8 protein-coding genes are annotated in these 12,520 nt (G+C 71.9%); 3 read left to right on the top strand and 5 right to left on the bottom strand.

Annotation, left to right across the window (positions count from 1 at the left end):
* Window positions 1-49 precede the first annotated feature (49 nt).
* The gene (locus tag LDL49_RS12195; protein ID WP_225291110.1) at window positions 50-916 is read left to right on the top strand and encodes a LysR family transcriptional regulator; all 867 of its coding nucleotides are present in this window, start codon (window positions 50-52) and stop codon (window positions 914-916) included.
* A 31-nt stretch (window positions 917-947) separates the two neighbouring features.
* Here the strand turns inward: LDL49_RS12195 and LDL49_RS12190 are convergent, their stop codons facing one another.
* Window positions 948-1,421, bottom strand: a complete 474-nt coding sequence (locus LDL49_RS12190; RefSeq protein WP_225291109.1) for a hemerythrin domain-containing protein — start codon at window positions 1,419-1,421, stop codon at window positions 948-950.
* An 87-nt stretch (window positions 1,422-1,508) separates the two neighbouring features.
* Between LDL49_RS12190 and LDL49_RS12185 the strand changes: the two genes are divergently transcribed.
* The gene (locus LDL49_RS12185; RefSeq protein ID WP_225291108.1) at window positions 1,509-2,051 is read left to right on the top strand and encodes a cysteine hydrolase family protein; all 543 of its coding nucleotides are present in this window, start codon (window positions 1,509-1,511) and stop codon (window positions 2,049-2,051) included.
* Window positions 2,052-2,054: 3 nt separating this feature from the next.
* Here the strand turns inward: LDL49_RS12185 and LDL49_RS12180 are convergent, their stop codons facing one another.
* Both LDL49_RS12180 and LDL49_RS12175 read right to left on the bottom strand, forming a co-directional pair.
* Window positions 2,055-3,086, bottom strand: a complete 1,032-nt coding sequence (locus LDL49_RS12180) for a helix-turn-helix transcriptional regulator (RefSeq protein WP_225291107.1) — start codon at window positions 3,084-3,086, stop codon at window positions 2,055-2,057.
* Window positions 3,087-3,163: 77 nt separating this feature from the next.
* Window positions 3,164-4,150: a LuxR C-terminal-related transcriptional regulator gene (locus tag LDL49_RS12175; RefSeq protein WP_225291106.1), complete on the bottom strand. Its 987-nt coding sequence runs from the start codon at window positions 4,148-4,150 to the stop codon at window positions 3,164-3,166.
* Window positions 4,151-4,298: 148 nt separating this feature from the next.
* Between LDL49_RS12175 and LDL49_RS12170 the strand changes: the two genes are divergently transcribed.
* Window positions 4,299-8,270: a S8 family peptidase gene (locus LDL49_RS12170; RefSeq protein ID WP_225291105.1), complete on the top strand. Its 3,972-nt coding sequence runs from the start codon at window positions 4,299-4,301 to the stop codon at window positions 8,268-8,270.
* 60 nt (window positions 8,271-8,330) lie between these two features.
* Here the strand turns inward: LDL49_RS12170 and LDL49_RS12165 are convergent, their stop codons facing one another.
* Together LDL49_RS12165 and LDL49_RS12160 are read right to left on the bottom strand one after the other, a co-directional pair.
* Window positions 8,331-9,272 (bottom strand): esterase/lipase family protein, encoded by a 942-nt coding sequence (locus LDL49_RS12165; protein ID WP_225291104.1) that lies wholly within the window; start codon window positions 9,270-9,272, stop codon window positions 8,331-8,333.
* Between the two features lie 116 nt (window positions 9,273-9,388).
* Window positions 9,389-12,439, bottom strand: a complete 3,051-nt coding sequence (locus LDL49_RS12160; protein WP_225291103.1) for an ATP-binding protein — start codon at window positions 12,437-12,439, stop codon at window positions 9,389-9,391.
* Window positions 12,440-12,520: the final 81 nt, after the last annotated feature.

Below are 12,520 nucleotides of genomic sequence, written 5' to 3'. Positions count from 1 at the left end.
CAAAATGCAGAATTTGACGGAGCTGATGCGATATGAGCATCATCGCAGGATGGAGCTGCAGACCCTCCGCTGGTTCCTGACGCTGTGTGACACGGAGAACATGCGCGACACCGCGGCGATGGAGCGGATCAACCAGTCCACGCTGTCGCGGGCGCTCGCCCGGCTGGAGGCCGACCTGGGGGTCGAGCTGTTCCACCGGCACGGACGCCGGCTCGCGCTCAACCGGTTCGGCCTGCTGTTCCGCGAGCACGCCGCCCGCGCCGTGGACGAGCTCGAGGGCGCGCGCCGTCGCATCGACGCCCTGACCAACCCGGACACCGGCCTGATCCGGCTGGGCTTCCTGCACTCGGTGGGCCGCTGGCTGGTGCCGGAGATCCTGCGCGACATCCGGGCGGGCACGCCCGGCATCCGCTTCGAGCTGCACCAGGGCTTCGCCAGGGAGCTGTTCACCTGGCTGGCCCAGGGCGACATCGACGCCGCCCTGGTCACCCCGCCACCGGAAGGCAACCCCGCGCGCTGGCACCCGCTACGCGAGCAGCGGCTCTGCCTCGCCCTGCCCGTCGAGCACCCGCTCGCCGCCGTCCCGGGACTGACGCTCGCCGGTGTGCGCGACGAGCCGTTCGTCGCCTTCGCCCCGACCACGGACCTGCGCCGGGTGATCGACCGATTGTGCGAGGAGGCCGGGTTCGAGCCGGTCATCGCGTTCGAGAGCGAGGAGATCGCCACCGTACGCGGCCTCATCGGCGCCGGGCTCGGCGTGGGCGTCCTGCCGCTGCCCGCCTCGCTGGAACACGACGACCCCACCTACCGTCCGCTCGTCCCGGCCCAGCACCGCCCCATCGGCCTGGCCTGGAACCCGCTGCCCGCCCCGACCGCGGCGGCGGCCCTGTTCGTCGACCACCTGACGACCGGCTGAGGCGTGGCGCGGTCTCCTGCGTGGCGCGGGCCTACTGTGAGGCGCTCTTGACGGCGAGCGGCTCGGCGGGGGCCTCGGCCTTGGCGGCTTCCATGCGCTCACCGAGCTCCTGCAGCTCCTTGCGCCCCATCGCGGCGCGGACCTGCGGGAACCAGTCCTTCTCCTCCTCCTCGACGTGGTGCCGGACGTTCTCGATCAGCACCGTGACCTTCGCGTCGAAGCGCTCGTCCTTCGGGTCGAGGTCCTTCAGCTCGGACAGCAGCCACACCACGACGTGGTGCTCCTCGACGCTCTCCAGCACGTGGTCGCTCGTCTCCGGCACCTTGGCGCGGGCGGCCGGGTAGAAGTACTCCTCCTCGATGTAGGCGTGCGTGACCAGTTCCTTGGTGATCTGGTCCACGAGGCGGCGCTTCTCGGCGTAGGCCCGCTCGCCGGCCTTCTCGAACTTCTTGAACAGTCCCTCGACCGTCTTGTGGTCGTCCTTTAGCAGCACGATGGCGTCCATCGAGTCTCCTTCGCTCCTCGTCCGGGGTGCAGGCCGTCTGCCCGGGGCCGCCCGGCTAAAACCGCACGTCGTGGACAGTAAGAAGGGATGGCAAGAACCGCGCTGGTCATCATCGACATGCTGAATCCGTACGAGCACGACGACGCCGAACCCTTGTGCCGCAACGTCGCGAAGATCATCGAACCGATGGCGAAGCTGGTGGCGCAGGCGCGTACCCGCGACGAGGTCGAGCTGGTGTACGTCAACGACAACTACGGCGACTTCACCCGAGATCGGCGGGAGATCGAGACCGAGGCCCTCAACGGTCGCCGCCCGGACCTGGTGGAGCCGATCCTGCCGCCGCCGGACTGCGCGTTCCTGACCAAGGTGCGCCACAGCGCCTTCTACGGCACCTCGCTGGAGTACCTGCTGGGCCGCACCGACGTCGACACCGTCGTCCTGGCCGGCCAGGTGACCGAGCAGTGCGTGCTCTACAGCGCGCTGGACGCCTACGTACGTCACTACGCCCTGAGGGTGCCGCCCGACTGCGTCGCCTCCATCCACCACGACCTCGGCGAGGCGGCCCTGCGCATGATGGAGCGCAACATGTCCGCCCACCTCGCCCTCTCGGCCGAGTGCCTGGACCGCTGAGCCTCACTCTTCCGGCGGCGGAGGGTGACGGAAGGCGGCCTGGACGCCGGCCTGGAAACGGGTGTGGGCGCCGAGCCTGCTCATCAGGTTCGCGATGCGCCGCTCGGCCGTACGGTAGCCGACGCCGAGCTGCCGGGCGATGGCCTCGTCGGTCAGCCCGGCCACCAGGAGCGCGATCAGCCGCTCGTCGTCGTGCGCGGAGGCACGCGCCCGCGCGGGTGGCGCCGCGCCGGGCGCCGGAGGCCGCAGGCGCAGCGGCAGCGCCCGCTGCCACAGTCCTTCGAACAGCCGGCTCAGCGCCTCCAGCAGCCCGGACGGGTGGACCACCAGGGCGGCGTCGGCGTCGGGCTCGTCCGGGTGGTGCCGGAGCAGCAGCAGGGCGAACCGGTCGTCCATGAGATAGAGCTTCATGGGCAGGCTGGGCAGCACCCGCGCCTGCTGGCCTGCCCCGACCATCGTCTCGATCTGGCGCAGCGCCCCGATCCGGTCGACGAACCCCCGCTCGTAGATCATGCGGCTCGTGACACCCCGGTCGAGGAGCTCGCGCTGGGCCGCCACGCTGCCCGGCGGGTCGAAGTAGGGCGGCTTGGAGAAGCAGCGCAGCTGGTGCCAGGCGGCCCGCTGGATCTGGGCGTGCCGCTGCTGGACCGCCCGCTGCCCGGTCACCACCTCGACGACCGCCGGCGGCGTCTCCCCGGCCGCCCGGCGGCGCTGGAAGGCCTGGTCGAGCTCGCCCGCGCGCTCGCGGGCGCGCAGCAGCTCCCGCTCCGCGGTGACCAGGAGCACGTCGAGCGCGGCCTCCGGGGCGACGGCGGCGTAGTGGGCGCCGGATCGGGTGACCAGCCCCTTGGCCTCCAGCGCGGCGAGCACGGCGGGCAGCTGGTCGGCGCGGAGCCCGGCCGGCGCGCCCAACGACGCGATCCGGGCGGTGGTGGCCGGCGAGCCGTCGATGAGCAGCTCGTACACCGCCTCCTCGTCCGGGGTGAGCCCGGCCGCGCCGAGCGCGCCCGCGCCGTCCCTGTCACTCCGGGTCATCGTCGCTCCGGATCACGTCACTCCGGGCCACGTCACTCCGGGTCACGTCATTCCGGGTCACGTCATTCCGGGTCACGTCATTCCGGGTCATCGTGTACGCCCTTCTCGTCGGCCAGCCAGCCGCGCAGGACGGCCTGGTAACCGGCCTGGAAGCGGGTCTGGGCGTCCAGCTGGATCATCATGGCGTGCACGTGACGGCGTACCGTGCGGTCGCTCCAGCCGAGGTGGGCCGCGATGGCCTTGTCCGTCTGGCCCGCCACCAGCCGGGCCAGCAGGTCGCGCTGCGCGTCGGTCGGGCTCCTGGTCTCCGGCAGCCGGGCGCGCCCGTGGCTGACGTGCAGCGGCACGGCGCGTTCCCAGTACATCTCGAACAGCGCCGCCAGGGCGTCGAGCAGCGTCGAGTCGTGCACGACCAGGGCCGACTCGACCATCTGCAGATCGTGCCGGAGCGGTACCAGGGCCATGGGGTAGTCGCTGAGCACCAGCTTCATCGGCACGTCGCCGACGCGCACCTGCTCGCCGGCGGCGATGTAGTCCACGATGGTCTTCAGCGTGCCGCGCATCTCGATGGCCCGCCGGTCATAGACCACCCGGTAGTCCACGCCGCGGCTCAGCAGGTCGAACTCCTGGGTGTTGCCGCCCACCACGCCCGCGTACGGCGGCGCGTCGAACATCCGGATCTCGCGCCGGGTGCCGCGCTGCAGCTGCTCGAACCGGCGCAGCACCGCCTCCCGCCCGATCACCACCTCCACCAGCCCGCCCGACTCCTGGGCGGGCGTGGTGAGGTGATAGCGCGCGGACAGCTGGGCCACCCGCAGCCGGGCGTCGGCCAGAGCGCGGGCCCGCTCGCGGATGAGCGCGTCCAGCCCCATCTCCGGCGGTACGACGACGAACCGCGGCGGATCCTCGGGCAGGCGGGCGATCAGCCCCAGCTCCTCCAGCCCGACGGCCAGGCCGGGAGTACCGGCCAGCCGGTCCAGCTCGTCGAGGGTGACGGGGGAGTGCTCGACCAGGGCCTCGTAGAGGGCCTGCTCCGCCGCTGACAGGCCGAGGATGCGCAGCATCCCAACATGATCACCCATAACCCCCTGCCGCAGCTGTCCTTTTCCCGTCATTGGCGGGAAAAGGACGTCAAGTCATCTTTTCAGGATATTTCTTGACATGTCATGGTTCGGGAGAGTCGATCATGCCTGCTATTCCGCGAGGAGAACCATGACTCGTCCACGATGGCGTAACCCGTCCATCGGGCTTTTAGCGCTGGGGCTGATGCTGACGACCGGCATGGCCGTAGAGCCGCCGGCTTCGGTCACCCCCGCACCCGCCCTTTCCGGCCAGAGCGCCGCCGCCGTCGAGTCGTCCGGAACACCGGCCAAGGACGCGCCGAAGATCACGCTGATCACCGGTGACGTGGTCGCCTACGACACCGGCCCCGGCGGCACCCCGCGCCACCAGGTCACCCCCGCCAAGCGGCCCGACGGCGCCCCGGTGAACTTCATCTCCGTCCGCGATCGGGACTCCTACTACGTCTTCCCCTCCGACGTGATGGACCTGGTGTCGTCGGGCCGGATGGACAAGGGCCTGTTCGACGTCGCCTACCTGGCCAAGAACGGCTACACCGACAAGGAGAGCGCCGGCCTGCCGCTGATCGTCCAGTACGGTCCGGCCAAGCAGCCGGCCAACACCCTGTCGGCGCAGGCCGACGCCCTGCCCGCCACCTCCGCGCCGCGCGGGCTGCCCAGCGTGGGCGGCGCGGCGATCCGGGTGGACAAGAAGGCGGTCCAGCAGTTCTGGACCGCAGTCGATCCCCCCGTGACCGACAAGAACGCCGCGGCCAAGCTCGACCGGGGCGTCTCGGCCATCTGGCTCGACCGCAAGGTGCAGGCCGTACTCGACAAGAGCGTGCCGCAGATCGGCGCGCCGGAGGCGTGGGCCGCCGGGCTGAAGGGCGACGGCGTCAAGGTCGCGGTCCTCGACACCGGCATCGACCTCGGCCACCCCGACGTCGCCGGCCGCGTCGCGGCGAGCGCGAACTTCACCGACGAGGCGGACGTCCAGGACGGCCACGGGCACGGCACCCACGTCGCCTCCACGATCGCGGGCAACGGCGCCGCCTCCGACGGCAAGTACACCGGCGTCGCGCCCAAGGCGTCGCTGCTCGTCGGCAAGGTCATCGACAAGAGCGGCAACGGCGACGAGTCGGACATCATCGCCGGCATGGAGTGGGCGGTCGGCCAGCAGGCCAGAGTGATCAGCATGAGCCTCGGCGGCTGCTGCTACACCGGGCCCGACCCGATGAGCCAGGCGGTCGAGAACCTCAGCGCCCAGTCGACGTCGCTGTTCGTCATCGCGGCGGGCAACGACTATCTCAACCGGAAGATCGCCTCACCGGGCTCGGCGCCGTCGGCGCTGACCGTCGCCGCGGTGGACGGGTCGGAGAAGCTCGCCGAGTTCTCCAGCAGGGGTCCGGTGCTGGCCGACTACAGCCTCAAGCCGGACATCGCCGCCCCCGGCGTCGGCATCGTGGCCGCGCGGGCCGCGGGCACCACGATGGGCACGCCGGTGAACGACCGCTACACCGGCGCGTCGGGCACCTCGATGGCCACCCCGCACGTCGCGGGCGCGGCCGCGCTCCTGGCTCAGAAGCATCCCGACTGGACCGGCGCCCAGCTCAAGAACGCGCTCACCAGCACCGCCCGCGACGACGGCTACGGCTCGTACGAGCAGGGCGCGGGACGGGTGGACGTGGCGCGCGCCGTGAAGCAGGCGGTCACCGCCTCGGGCAGCATCGACTTCGGCCTCATGGCCTACCCCCACCCCGCTCCCGTCACCAAGACGCTCACCTACACCAACGACGGCGACCAGCCGGTGACGCTGAGCCTGAAATCCGGCGTCTCGGCCCACAAGGGCGGCACCGCGCCCGCGCGTACGCTCACCCTGGACCACGACACGGTCACCGTCCCCGCGCACGGCACCGCGCCCGTCGCCGTCACCTTCGACCCGTCGGGACCGGATACCTGGTACGAGGGCTTCGTGCACGCCACCGACGCGAGCGGCGTGAGCGTCAACACGGCCGTCGGCGCGTTCGTGGAGCCCAAGAAGGTCACCATCAAGACCCGGATGGTGCTGCCCGACGGCGCGACCGACGTGCAGGCCATCCCCTGGGCGATCCTGCGTACCGACGACCGCGACGACCTCGACGTCGAGTGGTACCCCGGCACCGGCACCGAGACCGAGACGCAGGTGTACGCGGGCACCTACAGCGCGAACGCCGGCATCAGCTGGCGGGGGAGCGACGGGCAGTGGAACATCGGCCTGCCGTCGCAGCCGGAGTTCGAGGCCACCAAGGACACCACGATCACCCTCGACATGCGCAAGGCCCGCCAGGTCACCCAGAAGACCTCGAACCCCACCGAGGTCTACAACTCGCAGTACGCCTCCGAGCGCGAGGCGGCCAACGGCATCGGGTACACCCGCTTCGAGTCCGCGTCCCCCACCTACGGGCTGCACAACTACTGGCTGCTGCCCACCCGCTCGATCACCCAGGGCACCTTCGACGTCGCGGGACAGATCCTGCGCGGCGCCCCCGTGATCAGCATGAAGGCCGACAGGCTCACCCTGAGCCCCCGCTACCAGAGCCTGGCGGAGAACGTTCCCAAGCTGAACGGCCGCAACACGCTCACCCTGGTGTCCGGGGGCCGCGGACAGGCCGCCGACCTCGCCGGAGCCGGCGTACGCGGCAAGCTCGTCCTGCTCGACCTGTCCGACCTGTGCCCGGCCACCGGCTGCACGGGCAACGCGCTCGACCGGGTCAAGGCCGCGGCCGACGCCGGCGCCGCGGGGGTGCTCGGCTATGGGGCGGTCAACCGGGCCTTCCTTGAACTGACCAAGGGCTGGCCGATCTACCCGATCCCGACCATGAGCCTGCCCGCCGACGAGGGCCGCGCGCTGGCCAAGCTGCTCGCCAGGCGGCCGGTGAGCATCCAGGCCGAGGGCATCACCGCCACCCCGTACATCTACTCGCTGCTCCTCCACGAGCGCGGCCGCGTCCCGGCCAAGCTCGACTACGAGCTCGGCAAGCGCGACCTCTACGAGATCAAGAACCGCCTGCACGCCGACCGGCCCGCCGTCGCCTCCATCAACTGGTCGGCGACCGTGGTCACCCACCCCGGCTGGCTGCTCGGCCCTCGGTTCGGCTACTCCTGGCCCGCGCAGAGCACCGTGACCGAGTACGTCGGGCCGGTCTCGCGGGACGTGTCGTGGGCTCGCGAGACCCAGCTGGCCTACCCAGAAGGCACCGACTACCGGCAGACCACCGGCATGTGGGCGAGCGCCACGGACGTCTACCCGACGGCCGGCGGGAAGACCGAGGAGTGGGGCGCCCAGCCGCGCGTGCCCGGCACCCCGGTGTTCTCCGACCTGACCCGCTCCGCCGGGACCACGACGTGCTTCCCCTGCCGCAACGGCGACACCTTCTTGGCGGCCCTGCCGATCCTGGGCCCGGAGCCGAACCACCAGGAGGCGTTCACCTGGAACGCGCGCTTCGACGAGGAACGCGGCGGCAAGGACGAGCTGCACCTCTACCGTGACGGCCAGGAGATCCCCATGGTCGAATCGGGCACCAGCGGCCCGGTCCTGATCCAGATGCCGAGGTACGAGCTGCCGGAGGGCGAGGCCCGCTATCGCCTCACCGACAAGTTCCACACTCCGCAACCGCTGCAGAAGTACGCGACCGACGTGGCGACGGAGTGGACGTTCCGCTCGAAGCGCCCGACCGGCGGGCTGCAGACGCTCGACGACGGCCTGTGCGTCGGCTGGTTCTTCGCCAGCACCCTCGCCCCGTGCGAGCCGGTCCGCCGGCTCAACCTCCGCTACGACCTCGACCTCGACCTCGACAACACGACCGCGGCGGCCCGGCCGCACAAGATCACGATCACCGGCTATCAGGGCTCCTACGACGTGCCCGACGCGCGCCTCGGCAGCCTGAAGCTCTGGATCACCTACGACGACGGCGCCCACTGGAAGCCCGTCACCACCAACAAGAAGAACGCCACCTCCTACAGCGCGACCATCGCCCACCCCGCCCTGTCGGCCACCAACGGCACCGTGGGCATCCGCGCCCAGGGTGTGGACGCCGAGGGCAACACCATCGACCAGACGATCACCCGGGCCTACGGCCTGAAGTAGCGGGCGCAACGGATCGGCACGCCCGGCGTGCCGATCCGTTCCGCTTTTTCGCTAATCGCTCTATTCGCTCTGCTGGTTGTACAGGCCGTCCATGGTCTGGAGGAGCGGCGCGGGGTACGAGCCCGACCCCGCGTCGCCGCGCTGTCCGCCCCACGATGCCTGCCACGCGCCGGTCGAGGTCGTCCGCATCGCGGTGTGGCTCAGCGTCCCGCCTTCCGCGTTCTTGTCATAGACCGCCCAATGATGGGCAGTGCGCTTGTTGGTCGCCGAATCGACGCTGACCGTGTCGTCGTGGCTCGAGGCGAGGAAGGTGTAGTCCGTGCCCATCTGGGAGAGTGGCTGCTTCGACAGCCAGCTCAGGAAGCCGCTGCCCGGCCGCATGTCGCTGCACTGCTCGTGGGTGATGGCGCAGGCGGTCACCAGCGCGCTGCCGATGCCCTGGTGCGGCGTGGAGAGCGTGACCATGTCCTCGATGTACAGGTACGGGGGCCAGCCGCTGGGCCACCCGGCCGCGCCGATGTTGTTCAGATCGACGGTCAGCCCGCTCAGGTCGGGCGGCGTCTTGCCCACGCCGTACCTGTTGACGCCCTCGATCGCGGCCTTGGCCACCAGGCCGCCCATGGAGTGCGCCACGACGTCGATCGCCGTGTCATGGCTGGAGTAGAAGTAGTAGACGGTCCACGCGAACTGACGGCCGATCTCCTGGATGCGGGAGTCGGTGGTGCCCTGATATCTGATCTCGCAGTTGGTGGCCTTGTTGTAGTAGCCGAACGTACGGACCTCGCCCCAGCCGTTGGCGTTCAGCAGGTCCTTGGCGTCCTTCCAGCTGCTGGCGCAGTTGGTGTCGGCCTCACGGTCGAAGCCGTGGACCAGGAGGGTGACCCGGTGCCCGTCACCGCGCGCGGGCGCGGCCGAGGCGGCCGGTGCGGTGGCGATGAGGGCGGCCGCGACCAGGATCCCGACCAGGGGCAGGGATAAGCCGGATCTGACTAATCTGTGCATCCACGCGCTCCGTTTCCGTGAGGTCGGAAGCACGGTAAAGCGCGGACGATCATCCGCGAATCGGTCGGCGCGCGGCACCTCGCCGGTCACGCCGGCTCGCGACTAAGTAGCCGCGGTCACTCACTTAGGTCGAGGTCGCCGAGCTGGGCTCGGGAAGCCACACCGAGCTTGGGAAACGCCTTGTACAGATGATGTCCCACCGTACGCGGACTGAGGAACAGCCGCGCGCCGATCTGCCGATTGGACAGCCCGGCCGCCGCCAGCCGTACCACCTGACGCTCTTGCGGCGTCAGCCGGTCGAGCGGGCCGCCGCTCCTGGACACGGCGGCCGCGCCGGCCGCCTCCAGCTCGCCGTGGGCGCGGCGGGCCCAGGGCGCGGCGCCGAGCGCCTCGAACGCCTCGAAGGCGGCGCGCAGCCGCCGCCGCGCGTCCGAACGGCGGTGCGCGCGCCTGAGCCACTCGCCGTACAGCAGCTCGTTGCGCGCCTGCTGGAACGGCTGATCGGCGGGTACGGCCACAGCCCGCGCGAAGTGCCCGCCCGCCTCGTCACCCTCGGCCAGCAGCCCCCTGAGCCGGGCGGCGATCGCGTTCGCCCACGGGCGCTCCACGACGGCCGCCCAGCCCTCGAACCTGGCCGCCGCCTTCTCCGCCAGGTCCACCCGCCCGGCGCGGACCGCCGCCTCGACCAGGTCGGGCGCCGCGCAGAGCGCGACCACGGGATGGCGCTGACCCGCCGCCTGGAGGTGGTCGAGAGCGGCCCCGGCCCTGCCCCGGCCCAGCTGGGACAGACCGAGCGCCCAGGCGGCGAGCGCCCTGGTGGCCTCGACGTCGCCGTCCGCCTCCGCGGCCAGCTCCAGGCAGCGCTCCTCCTCGCCACCGACCGCGGCCAGCCAGGCCAGCAGGCCGTGCAGGTGGCCGGCCCGGTGGGCCTGGTGGACGTCGGAGGCGACGATCAGCGCCTCGGAGGCGGCGGCCGACGCCTCGCGATGCCTGCCGCGCAGCATCTGGGCCTGCGCGAGCAGCCCCAGCGCGTGGGGGAGCAGGCCGATCAGGCCGTGCTCGCGACAGCGCGCGACCAGCGACTCGGCCAGCCCGTGGGCCGTCACTTCGTCACCCGAGACGATGCTCAGGGAGGCGGCGAGGGGCAGCAGGTCGGGGGAGTCGCGGGCGAGGCGGGCGGCGGCGCGGACGGGGGAGAGGTCCGCCACGGCCTGGCCCTCCACGAGCCGCGCCATGACCGCCATCCCGGCGGCAAGCACGCCGGGCCCTTGGGACTGCGGTGGTTGCGGCTCTGCCGGTTGCGGCGGTTGCGGACCTGCTGGCAGCGGAAGCGGCAGTGACACCGGCGGCGCGAGCGCGCTGAGTCGGTGGTTGGCGTCGTGGGCGAGCTCGGGGTCGGCGGCGAAGGAGGCGTAATGGATCGCCTCGGCCAGCATGCGGGCCGCGAGCGCGGGGTCGGTGGTCAGCACGTGCTCAGCGCCCTCGGCCAGAATCCGGCCCGCAGCGCTCGGCGAGCCCTGCTCCACCTCCACGCAGGCACGTACCTGGGCGAGCCAGGCGCGCTCGGCCGGCGTGGTGGCGAGCGGCGCCGCCCGGTCGGCCACCCCGCCGGCCCGCTTCAGCTGACCCGCCTGGACCGCCAGCTCCGCCGCCGCGATCAGCCTGCGCGCCGTGCGGGCGGGGTCGGCGGTGAGATCGGCGGCCCGCTCGTACGCCACGGACGCGGCGGCTGTCCCCTGCCGGTCGCGCGCCCGTAAGGCGGCGCGCTCCAGATCCCCGGCGACCCTCTCGTCTGGGCCGGTCGCGGCGGCGGCCCGATGCCAGGCCCGCCGATCGGCCCGCGCTTGGCCATCGAGGGATTCGGCCGCCTGATCCTCCAGAGACGCGGCCGTCCAGTTGTTCTGGGACGCAGTTGTTCGGCCGGGCAGGGGCGCGGCTGTTCGGCCGGGCAGAGGCGTGGTTGTCCGGCCGGGCGGTGACCCGGTTGTTCGGCCGTCCAGGGGTTTGCCCATGGGGTCACCCAGACACCTGGCCGTCTGGTCGCTCAGCGACTCTGCGAGCGCCAGGTGGGCCGCGACCCGGCGGAAGTATGGCGCGCCACGGTAGGCCGCGCTCCTGATCAGCGGGTGCCGGAACGACAGCCCGGCCGCCGAGAGCTCGATCAGCTCTTCGCGTTCGGCGAGCGTCAGGTCCGCGACCGTCGCGCCGAGACGGGCGGCGGCCCGCAGGATCAGGTCCAGATCCCCGGTGTCGTCGGCCGCCGCCACGAGCAACGCCGCCCTGGCCGACTCGGGGAAACGGTTGATGTAAGCCTCGAACGTGGTCCGCACCCGGTGCGACAGCGGCCCCGACTCGCCCGCGAACGGCAGCGGGCTCATCCGTCCCGCCCGCTGCTCAGGGGTCAGAACGGCGGCGAACTCGATCAGCGCCAGCGGATTGCCCGCCGCCTCGTCGAGGACCCGGCGCCGCACCTGCGGCGCCAGGTCGCGGGCCCGATCGGCCAGAAACTCCTCGGCCACCGCCGCCTCCAGCCTGCCCAGCCGCAGCTCGGCCACCCCAGGCGTGGCCAGGGGCTCCGGCCGCGGCGGTATCACTCGGGGCGTGGCCAGGGATTCCGGCCGCAGCGGTATCACTCCGGGTGTGGCCATCGCCCCTGGGCGCGGGATGGCCGCGCCGTCCCGGAGGGCGAACAGCATGACCACGCCCTCGGCGTCGAGCCGCCTGGCCGCGAACAGCAGCGCGTCGGCTGAGGCGTCGTCGAGCCACTGCGCGTCGTCCACCAGGCACAGGATCGGCTCGTCGCCCGCCAGATCGGACAGCAGCGTGAGCGCGGCCAGCCCGACGAGGAACCGGTCGGCCACCTCGGCGGGCGCCGCCCCGATCGCACCGCGCAATGCCGCCGCCTGGCCGGGCGGCAACCGCTCGGCGTACCCCAGTACCGGCCGCAGGAGCAGGTGGAGAGCGGCGAACGGCAGCTCGGTCTCCGACTCCACCCCCAGCGTGCGCAGCACCGGCCAGCCGGCGGCCCGCCCGGCGGCGTAGCCGAGGAGCGCCGACTTGCCGATGCCGGTCTCGCCCTTGACGACGACCGCGCCGCTGCGTCCGGCCCGGGCGGCCTCGAGCAGCGCGTCGATCTCGGCCTGCTCGGCCCCGCGTCCGTACAACATCCGGCCTCCCGACGATCATGTCAGGGAGTCAGTATGAAACCTCGACAAGTCAGGGGTAAGACGGAGGCGCCATCGCGGACG

It is taken from the genome of Nonomuraea aurantiaca (assembly GCF_020215705.1).
In the GTDB taxonomy this organism is placed as follows: domain Bacteria; phylum Actinomycetota; class Actinomycetes; order Streptosporangiales; family Streptosporangiaceae; genus Nonomuraea; species Nonomuraea aurantiaca.
Note: the sequence above shows the minus strand (reverse complement) of the source record. Positions and strands in the feature narration are given on the sequence as shown.

What these genes read in the sequence shown, in the direction of transcription:
- LDL49_RS12170 (WP_225291105.1), top strand. Translation starts at nt 4,299, where the DNA reads ATGACTCGTCCACGATGGCGTAACCCGTCCATCGGGCTTTTAGCGCTG.
- LDL49_RS12185 (WP_225291108.1), top strand. Translation starts at nt 1,509, where the DNA reads ATGGCAAGAACCGCGCTGGTCATCATCGACATGCTGAATCCGTACGAG.
- LDL49_RS12195 (WP_225291110.1), top strand. Translation starts at nt 50, where the DNA reads ATGGAGCTGCAGACCCTCCGCTGGTTCCTGACGCTGTGTGACACGGAG.
- LDL49_RS12175 (WP_225291106.1), bottom strand. Translation starts at nt 4,150, where the DNA reads ATGCTGCGCATCCTCGGCCTGTCAGCGGCGGAGCAGGCCCTCTACGAG.
- LDL49_RS12180 (WP_225291107.1), bottom strand. Translation starts at nt 3,086, where the DNA reads ATGACCCGGAGTGACAGGGACGGCGCGGGCGCGCTCGGCGCGGCCGGG.
- LDL49_RS12165 (WP_225291104.1), bottom strand. Translation starts at nt 9,272, where the DNA reads ATGCACAGATTAGTCAGATCCGGCTTATCCCTGCCCCTGGTCGGGATC.
- LDL49_RS12160 (WP_225291103.1), bottom strand. Translation starts at nt 12,439, where the DNA reads ATGTTGTACGGACGCGGGGCCGAGCAGGCCGAGATCGACGCGCTGCTC.
- LDL49_RS12190 (WP_225291109.1), bottom strand. Translation starts at nt 1,421, where the DNA reads ATGGACGCCATCGTGCTGCTAAAGGACGACCACAAGACGGTCGAGGGA.